Below are 15017 nucleotides of genomic sequence, written 5' to 3' on the forward strand. Positions count from 1 at the left end.
GGTTCGGCGCAGTTCCTTCCCGCGTTGGAGTCAGACATGCCGCTGGACACCACCCTGCGATTGCTCGCCAAGGCCAGCGGCATGAGCGCCGCCGACATCGCCACCGCGATCCCGCGCGCCGGCGCGGCGACGGTGAGCGCGTGGCTGCGCGGCGACAGGCTTCCCGGACGCGAACAGCTCGACGCACTCGCACGCGCCTTCGGCGTGCCGGCCGGCGCGTTGCTCGCGGAACTGGCGAGCACGCTCGACCCCGCGCGCACACAGGGCGAACACGACCTGCTCGCCGCATATCGCGCGCTCGACACGCGCCAGCGGGGCGCCCTGCTCGAAGTCGCGCGCAGCATGGCCGGCACGCGCCGGCGCGGCGCATCGAAGCCGAAGAAGGCGGTCGCATCGCGCGCGCGCAACCGGAGCGCATCGTGATGGGCAAGCTCAAGCGCAAGGACTACAAGGCGGCGCTGGAACCGCTGCAGATCGAACTGGTGGAAATGGCGCGCTGGCTCGCCGATACCGGCAAGCGGCTGGTGGTGCTGTTCGAAGGCCGCGACACCGCCGGCAAGGGCGGCGCGATCGACGCGATCGCCGAACACCTCAACCCGCGCCAGTGCCGCATCGTCGCGCTGCCCAAGCCGGCCGATCGCGAACAGACGCAGTGGTATTTCCAGCGTTACGTGCCGCACCTGCCGGCCGCGGGCGAGATCGCGCTGTTCGACCGCAGCTGGTACAACCGCGCCGGCGTGGAGCAGGTCATGGGCTACGCCGACGCCGAACAGGTGCGCACGTTCCTGCGCCAGGCGCCGGTGTTCGAGCAGCTGCTCGTCGACGACGGCGTGCTGCTGTTCAAGTACTGGCTGTGCTGCGACCAGGCCAGGCAGGAAGAACGCTTCGCCGAAAGGCAGGAAGACCCGCTCAAGCGCTGGAAGCTCTCGCCCATCGACGTCGCCTCGCGCGAACGCTACGAGGAGTACACGAAGGCGCGCGAGGCCATGCTCAAGGCCACCCACACGCAGCACGCACCGTGGACGCTGGTGGACTTCAACGACCAGCGGCGCGGCCGGCTGACCTTGATCCGCGACCTGCTCTCGCGCATTCCCGACAAGCGCGTGCCGGAGCACTGCATCGAATTCCCGCCGCTGGAGCGCAAGTTGAGGAAGGAGCGCTACACGGTGATCGAACCCATCGAGCCGGTCGAGCCGGACGAGGACTGATTCACCAGTTCCAGCGCACGCCCGGCTTCCCGTCCCGCGCATCGAAGCGGTTGCCGGCGAAACTGCGCTGGTAGCCGGGGTTCGCGTACCGCGCCGTGTTGCCGCCGAACTGGCGCGTCCCGCCCGCGTTCAACTGCCACCACGTGCCCGACACGTCGGCCTGGAACGGCAGGTCGCGATGGCCCGAGGCGAACACCGTTCGCGGCTCGCCCTTGAACTCGTGCCCGTACGCAGCCAGCCGCGCATGAGACGCGGCGCGCCGCGGGTGTCGGCTCCAGGCGCCGGTCGCGCGCCCAGTGCAGGCCGAGGCGCGCCGCCAGCGATTCGGCGTCGCGGAAGCGCACCTGCGCAGCGATGTCGTCGCCCTCGAAATCGTCCACGCGCGGGCCAGTCTCCGGCAGGTCCGATGAAAGGCGCCGTCACAACGTCGAACCAGGTCCAGCGCGTTCGTTACGCTTCGTGAAGCGGATGTCTCACACCGCCGAGAAACCCTGCCCCGCCTCGTCCTCGCGCGCCGGCAGGCGCTCCAGATCGTCCACGCGCGCCATCGGCGGGCCTTCGCGCAGCCACGCGGCGAGTTCGTCGATCGCCGCATCGTCGCCGGCGGCGAGCACTTCGACGCGGCCGTCGGCCAGGTTCTTCGCGAAACCGCGCAGGCCGAGCGCCTGCGCGCGGTCGCGCGTGGACGCGCGGAAGAACACGCCCTGCACCTTGCCGCTGACGACGAAGCGCGCGGCGCTCACGACTGCGCCGCCGGCGCTTGCGCGGCCGGTTCCTGCAACGGCTTGGGGCCGCCGGCCTTGGCGATCGCCGATTCGATGTCCTTCGCCGTGACCGGGCCGAGGAACCTGTCGGCGACCTTGCCGTCGGGCGCGATGAGGTACGTCATCGGCAGGCCGCGCGGCGTGGCGAAATCGGCGGGCGGATTGAACGTGTCCACCACCGCGATCGGGTACACCACCGGATGCAGCTTCAGGAACACCTTCATGTCGTCCGGCGTGATGTCCTCGTAGGCGAGGCCGACGACTTCGATGTGTTCGCGCATCGCGTCCAGCGCCGACAGCTCGGGCATCTCCTTCAGGCACGGCTTGCACCACGTGGCCCAGAAGTTCACCACGACCCACTTGCCGCGACGCGCGGCCAGATCGAACTGCTTGCCGTCGACGGTGGCGATGGTGAGCTTCGGTATTTCGGCGCCGCCCTCGCTGACCGGATGTTCCGGCGTCTGCGGCAGCGTCAGCGCGCCGGTTTCGTCGGGCGCCTGCGGTTCGGCGAGGTCGGTGTCGGCGGGTTTCTTCTGGCAGCCGGCGGCGAGCGCCGTCATCACGAATGCGACGGCAAGAAGGGAACGCACGGGTGCGCGGGACATGTCAGACCTCGTCGGCGTGGATGGAGGAGGCGCGCCGCTTGAGCAGCTCGCGCAGGGGAAGGCGGAGTTCGTCGAGCGCGGCGATCGCCGAGCGGCCCAGCGAATCGTCCCGGCACGGCAGCACCGCTTCGGTGACGGGGATGCGCAGCTGGCAGGCTTCGTACAGTTCGGCGAGCGACAGCTCGTCCAGGTCGCGCGCGAGCAGCCATTCGCCGGTCTCGGCGCGGCGCACGACGTTGATGGTGTTCAGCTGCGCCAGCATCTGCTGCACCAGCGCGTCGGTGAGCATCGGCTCCATCGCTTCGATCTGGTCGCTGTGCAGGCCGCGCCCGGTCCTGCGCGCCTCGTTGAAACGCGCGAGCAGGCGCAGCAGGCCGTAGATCTCGAAGCCCAGCGGCAGGCGCATGCCGACCGGCTGGTAGCGGAACTCGGATATCGACGACGCCAGCGACGCGCCCAGCAGGATCGCCACCCAGCTCAGGTAGATCCACAGCAGGAAGATCGGCACCACCGCGAGGGCGCCGTAGATCTTCGAATAGGAATTGAAGTTGCCCAGGTACAGGCCGATGCCCCACTTCACCATCTCGAACAGCACCGCCGCCAGCGCCGCGCCGGCGAAGGCGTGGCGCCAGTGGATCGTGCGGTGCGGGACGACGCGGTAGATCGCGGCGAAGGCGAGCAGCTCCAGCGTCATCGGCGTGAGCCGGAGCATCGCGGTCTGCAGGGTCCGACCGGCCTGCGTTTCGAACAGCGACATGGCGAAGAACTTCGCCGACATCGCCAGGCTCGCCGCGGCGATCAGCGCACCCAGGGTCAGCACCGTCCAGTACACCAGGAAGCGGCCGATGCGCGGCCGTGCCGACTTCACCCGCCAGATGCGGTTGAACGCCGCCTCCACGCCGTTGAGGGTGATCAGCAGCGACACCACCAGCGCGATCACGCCGGCGGTGGTGAGCTGGCCGACGTTCGCCGAGAACTGCTTGAGGTACGCCTCCACCGACCGCGCCGCGCTGGGCACGAAGTTGGAGAAGATGTAGTCGCTGAGGCGATCGCTCCATTCGCCGAACACCGGGAACGCCGACAGCACGCCGAACACCACCATCGACAGCGGCACCAGCGCGAACACCGTCGTGTACGCCAGCGCGCCGGCGGCCTGGAACAGGTTGTCCTCGAGGAAGCGCCGCGCGAGGAAGCGGAAGAACGTGCCCACCCGGGCGCGGTCGCGCGCGCGTTCGCTCCAGCGGTACAGGGAATCCAGTGGCTCCATGCGGCGGAGGGTAACCGATGGGGGCATGCGGCGGGGTCAGTGCAAAGCCCCTGTCCCACCGCCGAGCCCCTCTCCAATCGTTGAGCCCTTCTCATCGTCGAGCCCCGCTCCCAGCGGGAAAGGGGTTGGGTGAGGACCAACGAAGCAGCGGCTTCGAAGATCCATCAACATCGCAACGCTGCGGTTTCCAGCCTCCGCCGCTATCCTTCCCCTCCAGCTTAGGAGGACGAAATGCCCGAGATCCTGGTGCTCTACTACAGCCGCGGCGGTTCGGTGGCGCGGCTGGCGCGGCAGATCGCGCGCGGCATCGGCGAGGTCGAGGGCGTGTCCGCGCGCATCCGCACGGTGCCGCCGGTGGCGGCGGTGACGCAATCCGCGGCGCCCCCGGTGCCGGAGGACGGCGCGCCCTACGTCGAACCGCGCGACCTGGTCGAATGCGCCGGCCTGGCGCTTGGCAGTCCGACGCGCTTCGGCAACATGGCCGCGCCGGTGAAGTACTGGCTCGATGGCCTGGTCGGCGAATGGACCAGCGGCACGCTGGTCGGCAAGCCGGCGGCGGTGTTCACCTCGACCGCGACCATGCACGGCGGGCAGGAATCCACGCTGCTGACGATGATGGTGCCGCTGCTGCACCACGGCTGCGTGCTGATGGGGATTCCGTACACGGAAAGCGCACTGAGCAGCACGCGCAGCGGCGGCACGCCCTACGGCGCCTCTCACGTGGCCGGCGGTTCCGACGATCCGCAGCCGACCGAGGAGGAGGCACAGCTCGCACGCGCCCTCGGTCGCCGCCTGGCCGCGCTGGTCGCGAAGGTGGCCGTATGAACGCACGTCACATACTGGTCCTCGCGCTGCTGGCGCTGGCGGCGGTGTTCATCGCCTGGTTCGCGCCGCAATCCTCGCCCGTCGCCGAACTGCTGGTGTTCGCCTTCCCGCCGCTCGCGCTCGCCATGGGCGTGCTGCGCCGCATGCGCACCGCCCCGTTCTGGGCCGGCGTGCTGGGGCTGGCGTGGTTCAGCCACGGCGTGATGGTGGCCTGGTCGCGCCCGGCCGAACGGGGCTTCGCCCTGGCCGAGGTCGTGCTGGCGCTGGTCGTCATCTTCTCGGCGAGCCTGCCGGGCCTGCGCGCCCGCTTCGCGAAGACGAAATAGCTTTTGTAGCCCGGGTGAGCGCAGCGCACCCGGGTTGGCCTTCGGATGCATCTCCCGGGTGCGCTGCGCCCACCCGGGCTACAATTGCGCGCATCCCCACCGCGCGCACTTTCGATGGACCAGCTCTGCATCGTCACCACCGGCGGCACGATCGACAAGATCTACTTCGACGACAAGTCGGACTACCAGATCGGCGAGCCGCAGATCGGCGGCATCCTCCGCGAGCTGGGCGTGGCGTTCCAGTTCAACGTGATCCCGATCCTGCGCAAGGATTCGCTGCACATCACCGCCGAGGACCGCGAGCTGATCCGCGCCACCATCGCCGCCCAGCCTGCGCGCCACGTACTGCTCACGCACGGCACCGACACGATGGTGGAAACGGCCAAGGTGCTGGCGAACCTCAAGGACAAGACCATCGTCCTGACCGGCGCGCTGAGTCCGGCGCGATTCCGCGGTTCGGACGCCGAATTCAACGTCGGCTGCGCGGTTGGCGCCGTGCAGTCGCTGCCGGCGGGCGTGTACATCGCCATGAACGGCCGCATCTGGGACCCGATGCAGGTTCGCAAGAACGTCGCGGCGAACCGCTTCGAGCCGCTCGCCTGAGCCATCGGCGATGCGGGCCGGCACGACACCGGCCCGCAACGCGCCCGATCAGAACGTGATCGACCACTGCCGCAGGCGGCCGGTGTCGCCTCGCGCGCCATCGTAGACGCGCAGACGCCACGTGCCGTCGAGCGGCTTGTTCGACAGGTCGAGTTCCACCGTCTTCACCAGGTTGTCCGCGCTGCCGCCGCTGCGGTTGTGCAGGTTGAACGGCGTGCCGTCGGGGGCGACGAGGTCGACCTTCAGGTCGCCGCGATACGTGTGCGCGATGTCGATCGACACCGACGCATTGGCGGGCGCCCTGCCGCCGCGACCGGACACCACGATCGGGCTCTCGACCGTGCGCAGGTCGAGGATCGGGACTTCCGTGGCGTTCGCGTAGGTCCTGCGCGCGCTCGTCGTCGCGGGCGTGTAGCGGCCCACCAGCGAGGCTCCGCTGTACGCGGCGTACCCGCGCACCAGCACGTAGTACGTGCCGGCCTGCGCGACCCCGATGCTGCACGTCTCGGCATTGCCGGACCTGATCGAGCGGCACTGGTAGCTCGTCGTGGTCGGCGCGCTGCCGAACTTCACGTACAGGTCGGCGTCGCCCGTACCGCCGCTGGTGGCGAACGTCAGTCCGGTGGCACCCGCAGGCACGGCCAGCGTGAACAGCCGTTCGCCCAGCCTCGCACCCGACAGTCCGGTGACCGCCACGCCGTTGACCAGCGCGACGATCGGCGGCGGCATCACCGCTTCCACCGCCGCGCGCGCGTTGACGATGCCCGCGCCGATCGGCTGCGAGGGCGCCGACGGGAACGGCGTCGCGGTGGATTTCAGCAGCGCCTCGATCTGCGCCGGCGTCTTCGGCATCGGCGAAACCGACTGCATAAGCGCGACCACACCCGCGACGTGGGGCGCGGCCATGGACGTGCCGTGCAGCGCGGCGTACGACTCGGTCGTTGGCGAGGTCTGGCCGGCGTTGAGCGTCGAGAGGATGCCGACACCCGGCGCGGCGACGTCCACCGGCGAGCCGTGGTTGGAAAAGGACGCGCGCGTGCCGGTGGCCGTACTGGCGCCGACCACGATGACGTTGCGGCAGTTCGACGGCGTCGACAGCGATGCATCGATGTTCTCGTTGCCGGCCGCGACCACGACCGTGCTGCCGCGCGCGACAGCGACGTCGAACGCGTTCTGCAGCGTGACGCCGCATGCGCTCCGTCCGCCCAGGCTGATGTTGATGACCTCGGCGGACGTCGTGTTGCCCGGCACGCCGGGCACCGCGCCGCCGGACGCCCAGATCACGCCGTCGGCGATGTCCGAGTCGTAGGCGCCGCAGCGTCCGAGCACGCGCACCGGCAGGATCTTGGCGCCGTACGCGACACCCGCCACGCCCTTGCCGTTGTGGGTGACCGCCGCGATCGTGCCGGCGACGTGCGTCCCATGCCACAGCGAGTTGCTCGCCGCGCTTCCGTAATCGCATTCGCCTGCCCTGACCCAGTCCCCCGGATCGCGTGCATCGGAATCGCGGCCGTCGCCATCGTTGCCCATCCACGCATCGCTGACGAAGTCGTACCCCGGCAGCACGTTCGCACCGAGGTCGCTGTGATTCACGATGCCCGAGTCGACCACGGCAACCACGACGCCGGCGCCGCTGGCGACATTCCATGCCTGGTCCGCACGGATGCCGTAGGCGCCGGCATAACCCCACTGCTCGCCATAACGCGTGTCGTTGGGCGTGAGCAGGGCGTGGTTGAGTTTGTCGACTTCGACGTACTCGACATCCGGGTCGGCCGCGAGGCGGCGCATCAGCGATTCGGCTTCGACGCGATCGAGCTTGCGGCTGGCACGGATCACGTCGGCGCCATTCGCCATGCGCCGCAGCGGTTGCAGTTGCGTGGCGCGGCCGGTGGTCGTCGCGGCGGCGCCCAGGGTCGAGCGCAGCACGGCGGCATCGCGCCGCGGCGCGGAGCCGTCGCGGTATCGGACGATGTAACGATCGGTGCCGGCGGGGACGTCGGTGCCGGACAGGTGGACCCGCGCGTCCTGTGCGAGGACGGGCGGGATGCCCGTCAAAGCCGCGAGCGCGGCGAACGAAAGCGCCCACAGGCGCCGGGCGCGCCGGGTGGCGTGCGATTGGAGGGACATGTTGGAGGTTCCGTTGAGAGCGGGACGCGCGCATGCGCGCGCACCGATCGTCGACGAGCCTTCGCCACGCCTTCCATGCGAAAGAATCCCGCGCGGCGGCGATGTCCACCGCGGCCCTCCAGGAGCCCCTCCCCCGCGTGGCGGGAGAGGGGTTCCATTCCGCACGAGGGGGAGGAGGTCGTGCGGGTTCCGCGCCTGCCGGAGCCGATCCGCCGGCCCCGGCTTCATCAGGACGTGTTCGTCAGAACGTGATCGACCAGCTGTTGATGTAGCCCGTGTCGGCGTTGGCGTTGTCGTTCACGCGCAGCTTCCACGTGCCGTTGAGCGGCTCGCTGGTCAGGTTCTTCGTGTACGTGCCGACGAGGTTGTCGGCGCTGCCGCCACTGCGGTTGCTGATGTTGTAGAGCGTGCCGTCGGGCGCGACGAGGTCCACCTTCAGGTCGCCCCGGTACGTGTGCACGATGTTGACGCTGACCGACGCGTTGCTCGGCGCGTTGCCCGTGCGGCCCGAAACGGTGATCGGGCTGTCGATGGTGGCGTTGTCGTTGATCGGATAGTCGGTCGCGTTCGTGTAGATCTGCGTGCCGCCACCGGGGGTACCGCCACGGAACGCGGCGATCGTCGCCTTGGTGTTCACCAGCACGCGCTGGTTGTGGCTGGTGGCCGCCGTGCCCATGGCGACACCGCCGTAGGTGACGTCGGGGTTCGACCAGTAGTTCAGGCGCGGGCAGCCGCCGCTGCAGTCGTAGGCCATGATCGTGCGCCAGGCGTTGTTCGGCGCGCGATAACCGTGGCCGTAGGCGTAGGGCGAGGTGCTCGGGTCGGTCGCGGGATCGTGCCGCGCCGATTGCAGGTGGCCGATCTCGTGCGCGAAGGAGTAATAGCCCGTCGCGCAATCCCAGTAAGCGGTCGCGAACGCGGTCGTCGCGCTGGAACCGATGCCCGACGCGAGGCCGCACGCGGAGCCGTCGTTGCCGATCAGCACGGCGACGTCGGCGGCGGTGCTGTCGCGCAGCGAGTGGATGCTGTCCATGTAGCCGTCGGACGTGCCGCGGAAACGCGACAGGTCGGTGCTCATGCCCACTTCGCTGTAGGCCACGCTGGTGTAGCCGGCGAGTTGCAGGTTGATGCCGACGTTGGAGTTGACGTACCCCTGATTCGATTCGGCCACCGCCAGTTGCGCGAGCGCCTGCATGTCGCCGCCGTACGCGGACACCGCCGCGTTGGTCGCGACGACGAGCACGCGGATGGTCGCGGTCGGGCCCGGATCGATCGCCAGCGCGCCCACCATTCCCGACGGCGCCTGCATGTCGATCTGCGGCAGGTCGCGGAAGGCGGCGGGATGATCCGGCGGCATCGCATGTTCGTTGACTTCGATCACCGCGTGGCTGCCATCGGGCAGCGGGCGGATGCGGTACAGCTGCCCGTTCACGCGCACGTTGCCGGTGACGCCCTGTCCGCGCCGGACGAGGATCACCGAGTTGTTTCCGTCATGTCGCACTTCACGCGCGGTCATCGTGCGGAACTTCGCGGTCTCGCGCACGTGGCCGATCCAGGTGAGGCTGCCGTCGGGATTGGCGGTCGCCTGCTCGAGCACGGCCGTGACGTTCTTCAGGCCGAGATCAAGGCCGATTTCAGCGTTCTGCGCGGCGACCGCATCCGGGTTGGCGCGCAGCGCGCGCAGCGAAGCGGAGGCTGGTTGCGCGGCGAGGCGGCCGGCGGTGGCGGCCGATCCGGCCTGCACCTGCGCGGGACCGAGGAACAGCGGTTGCGCGGCGAAGGCCGCGCCGGAAACGACGAGTGCGCCGGCCGCGACCAGCAGCCGTGCGCGAAGCGAAGCGTTGCGGTTCATGGATGCGTTCTCCTGCGTGGAATGGGTGTCCTTTCCCGCGTGATTTCGAGCGGGCGCGGCGGTGCCGATGCGAGTGCGAGCCCCGACACTTCGTCACCTCCACCCCCAACCCCTCTCCCATGGGGAGAGAGGCTCGAAACCACGCGGCAACCCCGCTCCCGGAAGCCCGGGAGCGGGTGTCGCACATGCCTGGAACAGATCAACCGGTGAAGCGGATCAGAACGTGACCGACCAGCTGTTGATGTACCCGGTGTCGCCGCCCGCGTTGTCGTTCACGCGCAGCCTCCACGTGCCGTTGAGCGGTTCGCTCGACAGGTTGAACGTCACCGTCTTGTTGACGTTGTCCGCGCTGCCACCGCTGCGGTTGTGCACGTTGTAGAGGCTGCCGTCCGGCGCGACGAGGTCCACCTTCAGGTCGCCCTGATAGGTGTGCACGATGGCGACGGTCACCGACGCATTCGTCGGCGCGTTGCCGCTGCGGCCGGACACCGTGATCGGGCTGTCGACCGTGGTGTTGTCGCCGATCGCGTAGTCGGTGCCGTTGGTGTAGGTCTGCGTGCCGCCACCGCCGGCGGTGTAGCTGCCGGTGAGGCTCAGCCCGGAGAACGCCGAATAGCCGCGCACCAGCACGTGGTAGGTGCCCGCCTGCGCGGTGGCGATGTTGCACGTCTCGGCGTTGGTGCTGCCTTCGGAGCGGCAGTCGTAGCTGGACGTGCTCGGCGCGCTGCCGAACTTCACGTACAGGTCGGCATCGCCGCTGCCGCCGGTGGTGACGAACTTCAACCCGGTGGCGCCCGCGGGAACGACCAGCGTGTAACGCAGTTCGGTGCCCGCACTGCCCGACAGGCCGGTCACCGGTACGCCGTTGGTGAGCGTGCCGGTCGGCGGCGGCGTGGTGCCGTTGGCGGCGTCGACCACGGCCTTCGCATTGAGGATGCCCGGACCGATCTGCTGCGACGGCGTGGACGGGAACGCGGTGACGTTCGCCTTGATGAGCGATTCCACCTGCGCCGGCGTCTTCGGCGTGGTCGCCACCGACTGCAGCAGCGCGACCACGCCCGCCACGTGCGGCGTCGCCATCGAGGTGCCGTTGTACGAGGCGTAGGTTTCCGAACCCGGCGTGGTCGAACCGCTGTTGAGCGTGGACAGGATGTTCGAACCGGGCGCCGCGATGTCGATCAGCGAGCCGTAGTTGGAGAAGCTCGAACGCGCGCCGGTGCTGGTGGTGGAGGCCACCGCGATGACGTTGTTGCAGTTCGCCGGCGAGGCGTTCGACACGTTGGTGTTGTCGTTGCCGGCGGCGATCACCAGCGTGGTGCCGCGCGAAACGGCGCTGTTGATCGCGCTCTGCGTGGTCGTGCCGCACGCGCCGCTGCCGCCGAGACTGAGGTTGATCACCTCGGCCGGGTTCGCGTTGGCGGGCACCCCGCTGACCGTGCCGCCGGAGGCCCAGATGATCGCGTCGGCGATGTCGGAGTCGTAACCACCGCAGGTGCCCAGCACGCGCACCGGCACGATCTTCGCGCCGTACGCCACGCCGGCCACGCCCTTGGCGTTGTTGGTGACCGCGGCGATCGTGCCGGCCACGTGCGTGCCATGCCAGCTCGACGGCTGCGCGGCGTGCGAGAAGCCGCACTGGTTCGCGCTGACCCAGTCGCCCGGATCGCTCGGGTCGCTGTCGCGGCCGTTGCCGTCGTTCGACACGCTGGTGTCGATGATGAAGTCGTAACCCGGCAGCACGTTCGCCGACAGATCGCTGTGGCTGGTGATGCCGGTGTCGAGCACGGCGACGACCGAGCCCGCGCCGTTGGTCACGTCCCACGCCTGGTTGGCCTTGATGCCGTAGGTGCCCGAATAGCCCCACTGTTCGGAATAGCGCGTGTCGTTGGGCGTGAGGTACGCGCGGTTGAGCTTGTCGAGCTCGACGTACTCGACGTCCGGATCGGCCGCGATCTGGCGCATCAGCGATTCGGCTTCGACGCGGTCGAGCTTGCGGTCGGCGCGCACGACGTCGGCGCCAGTGGCGGTGCGGCGCACGTGCCGCACGCCGAGCGCCTTGCCGCCGGACGCGGCGGCGGCGGTGCTCAACGCGCTCTGCAACGAGGCGGCATTGGCGCGCTGCGCGCTGCCGTCCCTGTACTTGACGATGAAGCGATCGCTGCCTGCCTGGGCGTCCAGCCCCGAGAGGTTGACACGCGCCTGCTGCGCGAGCGCCGGCGCGGCGAGCGCGGACGACAGGGCGATGGCGGTGGCGATCGAAAGCGCATGCGCGCGGAAACGACGGGTACGGCTACGTTCATCCTGGTGCATCGACATCTGGTGGAACCCCCGAAGTTGGAACTGCGTGATGGGAAGCCCGGCCTACCGGCGCGCGAGCGCCGTGCGGCCGGCCTTTGTGCGGCCGCCGCATCGAGGCGATCGGCCGTGCTGCCAGCTGACACCCCCGGTGCCGCAGAACCTGCGACAGCCCGGCATCACGCACTCCGGGGTCCCGGCGGTCGCCCGCCCCCTGTTCCCGTGACCCCTGCCTGCGCAGCTGTCGGGACTTCCACCCCGCCCGGCCCGGTACCGGAAGGGGTCACGCGTCCGGCTGGAATCCGGGGCGCGTTTCAACTCAACGCGACATCTACCCCACGCCCCACCGTTCATCGAAGCGACAGTTAGCGCAAAGTCGAGTTCTGTGGATGGCGTCCCCGTTCAGCGGCGGTGACACGGTCGATGCGCCCGGTGGACACCACAAACGCGAACGCCCCGCGATGCGGGGCGCTCTTGCGATGCAGCATGAGGATGGCGTGAAGGCGCGGTTCGACGCGCTCAGAACATCCCGGTTTCCAGCCGCGCCGCCTCGGACATCATCGTGCGGTTCCACGGCGGGTCGAAGACCAGTTCGACGTCGGCTTCGGCGACGGTCGGGATCATCTCCAGCTTGTCGCGCACGTCGGCGACCAGGATGTCGCCCATGCCGCACGCCGGCGCGGTCAGGGTCATGCGCACCTCGACGCGGCGGCCGGGTTTTTCCGGATGCGGCAGGATGCGCGCCTCGTACACCAGGCCCAGGTCCACGACGTTGATCGGGATCTCCGGGTCGAAGCAGGTGCGCAGCTGGCGCCACACCATCTGCTCGACGGCGTCGTCGTCGGCGCCCTCGGGGAGTTCGAGCGGTTCGGGCGGTTCCTTGCCGATGGCGTCGGCGTCGCGGCCGGCGACGCGGAACAGGTTGCCCTCGACGAAGACGGTGTAGCTGCCGCCCAGGCCCTGGGTGATGTAGCCGACGCTGCCGGCCGGCAAGGTGACCTGTTCGCCCTGGGGGACCATGACGACGGCGCAATCGCGCTCGAATCGGACGGGTTCGCTGCTGCGGGAATACATGCCGGGAAGATTGGGGTGCCGGACCCCGGCACAAGGCCGTGCATTCTACCGGCAGCGCCTTCGCGCGGGCCGTCCGGCGACAGCACGCAGCGTGCCGCGTGCGGCGTCCATGGGTGCGCGCGGTGTCTCGCGGCCTTGCCGGCTATGCTGTGCGGCCTGCCGTCGCTAGAGCGTTCGATGACCCCAGCCGCCCTGCCCGCCCGCCGCTCCACGTTCTTCTCGTGGTTGCTGTTGCTGCTGGGCGCCTTCGGTTTCGCCGCGGTCTGGGTGCTCGCGAGCCTCTACACGGGGCGCCAGCTGGGCTGGATGGCGGTGCTCGGCGCACTCGACATCGCCTGGATGCTGCGCCTGGGCGGCTGGCAACGGGGCCCGGGCCGCATGCTCGCAGGCGTCGGCGCGACCGCCGCCATCGTGATCGCCTCGAACTGGTTCATCACCGCGACCCAGCTGGGTGCGATGCTGGGGCTGGATCCATGGGATTCGGCGATGCGGCTGGGCTGGCATCACGCGTGGATCCTGGTGTCGCTGGCGAACCATGCGATGGACGCGGTGTGGATCGGCGTGGGGTTGCTGGTGGCGGCGTGGCTGTCGCGCTGAGGCCGCTTTCGCAGGGCTGCACGCGAGGGGACGAGAACTCCTCCAGGCACTGCCCGAACAACGCCACCGCCTGTTCGATCTCTCCCACCGACAATCCGCAATACCCCAGCAGCAGCCCCGCGCGATCCGGCGGCGACCGGTAATACGGCGCGATCGGATACAGCCCCAGCCCCAGGCTGCGCGCCCGCGCGATGAACGCCTCCCCCTCTTCCGCGCTGCGATCGACCAGCCACACCAGCAGGTGCATGCCGGCGTGCGAATCGTTGATCTGCAGCCGCCCGCGACTGCATCGGCGCAACCCGTCGAGCAGCGCGTCGCGGCGCTCCTTCAGCGTCTTCCACGCGCGGCGCAGGTGGCGTTCGAAGCCGCCATCGACGATGAACCGCGCCAGCGCCGCCTGTTCGATGCCGCACGAACCGAAGTCGTCCTGCCACTTCGCATTGACGAAATCCCCGCGCAGACCGGCGGGCACGACGAGGTAACCCAGCCGCAGCGACGGGAACATCGCCTTGGAGAACGTGCCGACGTAGATCACCCGATCGCCTTCGTCGAGCGAGCGCAACGCGGCGAGCGGACGCGCGTCGTAGCGGAATTCGCCGTCGTAGTCGTCCTCCAGGATCCAGCTGCCGTGCTGTCGCGCGTAATCCAGCAGTTGCAGCCGCCTCGGCAGCGACAGCACCGCGCCGCTCGGGAACTGGTGCGAGGGCGTGACGCAGATCAGCTTGGGCGGCGTGGCCGGAAGTTCGCCGACCTTCATGCCGTTGTCGTCGACCGCCAGCGTGGTCACTTTCGCGCCGTGGATCTGCAGTGCCTCGCGCATCGCCGAATAGTGCGGCTCCTCCAGCAGCGCCTCGTCGCCGGGGTCGAGCAGCACGCGCGCGGTGAGCGCGACGGCCTGCTGCGTTCCGTCGACGATCACCACGTCCTGCGGCTCGGCCTGGATGCCGCGCCGCCGCGCGAGGTAATCGCACACCGCCTCGCGCAACGCGGGCACGCCCTGCGAGGCGGGATAGTTCGGCGAGGTGTACGCCGCCGCATGCGCGAGTTCGCGCGCCCAGGCGCTGGTCAGCGCCGGGTTCGCCAGCGGCACGCCGTACTGGAAGGCGTAACGCACGCCGGGGATCGCGCGACCGGGAATGCGCAGGTGGTCGTGCACGATGCGCGCGCGCCGCGCGAACTGCGATTGCGGCGGCAGCGGCGAATCGACCGCGTGCAGCGGTCGCGCGTTCTGCAGCGGAGGCGTCACGTAGCTGCCCGAACCGACGCGGCCATCGACGAAGCCTTCCGCGCGCAGTTGTTCGTACGCGGCCAGCACAGTGTTGCGCGAAAGCCCGAGCTCGCGGGCGAGCTGGCGCGTGGCCGGCAGCCGCGCGCCCTCGCTGACGCGGCCGGCGAAGACCGCGCTCTTCAGCGCCCGGGTCAGTTGCGCATGGAGCGGGCCGCGGCCGTCGAGCTGGAGGTGCATGGCCGCTCT

Annotated in this window: 14 protein-coding genes and 3 pseudogenes; 5 read left to right on the forward strand and 12 right to left on the reverse strand. The window is 69.6% G+C overall.

Annotation, left to right across the window (positions count from 1 at the left end):
- Nucleotides 1-36: 36 nt before the first annotated feature.
- Nucleotides 37-423, forward strand: a complete 387-nt coding sequence (locus tag I4U41_RS04150; protein ID WP_206859849.1) for a helix-turn-helix domain-containing protein — start codon at nucleotides 37-39, stop codon at nucleotides 421-423.
- Entirely contained in the window at nucleotides 423-1208 is a 786-nt protein-coding gene (gene ppk2 / locus I4U41_RS04155; RefSeq protein WP_206859850.1) for a polyphosphate kinase 2, read from the forward strand. The genes I4U41_RS04150 and ppk2 overlap by 1 nt, the downstream gene beginning before the upstream one ends.
- A gap of 1 nt (nucleotide 1209) precedes the next feature.
- Here ppk2 and I4U41_RS04160 read toward each other — a convergent pair whose 3' ends face one another.
- The 4 genes from I4U41_RS04160 to I4U41_RS04175 all read right to left on the reverse strand — a co-directional run bounded on the left by I4U41_RS04160 (nucleotide 1210) and on the right by I4U41_RS04175 (nucleotide 3844).
- On the reverse strand, nucleotides 1210-1404 hold the full coding sequence (locus I4U41_RS04160; RefSeq protein ID WP_206859851.1) for an autotransporter outer membrane beta-barrel domain-containing protein: 195 nt from the start codon (nucleotides 1402-1404) through the stop codon (nucleotides 1210-1212).
- Between the two features lie 277 nt (nucleotides 1405-1681).
- The gene (locus I4U41_RS04165) at nucleotides 1682-1951 is read right to left on the reverse strand and encodes an acylphosphatase (RefSeq protein ID WP_206859852.1); all 270 of its coding nucleotides are present in this window, start codon (nucleotides 1949-1951) and stop codon (nucleotides 1682-1684) included.
- The gene (locus I4U41_RS04170) at nucleotides 1948-2577 is read right to left on the reverse strand and encodes a TlpA family protein disulfide reductase (RefSeq protein ID WP_206859853.1); all 630 of its coding nucleotides are present in this window, start codon (nucleotides 2575-2577) and stop codon (nucleotides 1948-1950) included. Before I4U41_RS04170 ends, I4U41_RS04165 begins: the two co-directional genes overlap by 4 nt.
- Nucleotide 2578: 1 nt before the next feature.
- A complete protein-coding gene (locus tag I4U41_RS04175) occupies nucleotides 2579-3844 on the reverse strand; it encodes a YihY family inner membrane protein (RefSeq protein ID WP_206859854.1) in 1266 nt (421 codons plus the stop codon).
- A 231-nt stretch (nucleotides 3845-4075) separates the two neighbouring features.
- Here I4U41_RS04175 and wrbA point away from each other — a divergent pair, with 231 nt between their 5' ends.
- From wrbA to I4U41_RS04190, 3 genes are all read left to right on the forward strand, one after another.
- Complete coding sequence (gene wrbA / locus I4U41_RS04180) at nucleotides 4076-4669, forward strand: NAD(P)H:quinone oxidoreductase (RefSeq protein WP_206859855.1); 594 nt, start codon at nucleotides 4076-4078, stop codon at nucleotides 4667-4669.
- Nucleotides 4666-4995, forward strand: coding sequence for a DUF2069 domain-containing protein (locus I4U41_RS04185; protein ID WP_206859856.1), 330 nt, complete (start codon nucleotides 4666-4668; stop codon nucleotides 4993-4995). The genes wrbA and I4U41_RS04185 overlap by 4 nt, the downstream gene beginning before the upstream one ends.
- A 114-nt stretch (nucleotides 4996-5109) precedes the next feature.
- On the forward strand, nucleotides 5110-5598 hold the full coding sequence (locus I4U41_RS04190; protein ID WP_206859857.1) for an asparaginase domain-containing protein: 489 nt from the start codon (nucleotides 5110-5112) through the stop codon (nucleotides 5596-5598).
- A gap of 48 nt (nucleotides 5599-5646) precedes the next feature.
- Here I4U41_RS04190 and I4U41_RS18610 read toward each other — a convergent pair whose 3' ends face one another.
- The 8 genes and pseudogenes from I4U41_RS18610 to pdxR form a co-directional block, all read right to left on the reverse strand.
- On the reverse strand, nucleotides 5647-6021 hold the full coding sequence (locus tag I4U41_RS18610; RefSeq protein ID WP_425492504.1) for a proprotein convertase P-domain-containing protein: 375 nt from the start codon (nucleotides 6019-6021) through the stop codon (nucleotides 5647-5649).
- A pseudogene (locus tag I4U41_RS04195) lies at nucleotides 6010-7725 on the reverse strand (S8 family peptidase); the annotation flags it as partial. The pseudogene I4U41_RS04195 and the gene I4U41_RS18610, both read right to left, overlap by 12 nt.
- Nucleotides 7726-7966: 241 nt before the next feature.
- On the reverse strand, nucleotides 7967-8344 hold the full coding sequence (locus I4U41_RS18550; protein WP_320415147.1) for a proprotein convertase P-domain-containing protein: 378 nt from the start codon (nucleotides 8342-8344) through the stop codon (nucleotides 7967-7969).
- Nucleotides 8330-9577, reverse strand: a pseudogene (locus I4U41_RS04200) (zinc-dependent metalloprotease); the annotation flags it as partial. The gene I4U41_RS18550 and the pseudogene I4U41_RS04200, both read right to left, overlap by 15 nt.
- A gap of 216 nt (nucleotides 9578-9793) precedes the next feature.
- Nucleotides 9794-10066, reverse strand: a complete 273-nt coding sequence (locus I4U41_RS18290) for a proprotein convertase P-domain-containing protein (protein WP_320415148.1) — start codon at nucleotides 10064-10066, stop codon at nucleotides 9794-9796.
- A gap of 87 nt (nucleotides 10067-10153) precedes the next feature.
- A pseudogene (locus I4U41_RS04205) lies at nucleotides 10154-11887 on the reverse strand (S8 family peptidase); the annotation flags it as partial.
- 504 nt (nucleotides 11888-12391) lie between these two features.
- Nucleotides 12392-12946 (reverse strand): putative Fe-S cluster assembly protein SufT, encoded by a 555-nt coding sequence (sufT, locus tag I4U41_RS04210; RefSeq protein WP_206859861.1) that lies wholly within the window; start codon nucleotides 12944-12946, stop codon nucleotides 12392-12394.
- A 433-nt stretch (nucleotides 12947-13379) separates the two neighbouring features.
- Nucleotides 13380-15008, reverse strand: a complete 1629-nt coding sequence (pdxR, locus tag I4U41_RS04215) for a MocR-like pyridoxine biosynthesis transcription factor PdxR (RefSeq protein ID WP_206859862.1) — start codon at nucleotides 15006-15008, stop codon at nucleotides 13380-13382.
- Between the last annotated feature and the right edge of the window lie 9 nt (nucleotides 15009-15017).

It is taken from the genome of Lysobacter changpingensis (assembly GCF_017308985.1).
GTDB lineage: Bacteria > Pseudomonadota > Gammaproteobacteria > Xanthomonadales > Xanthomonadaceae > Lysobacter_J > Lysobacter_J changpingensis.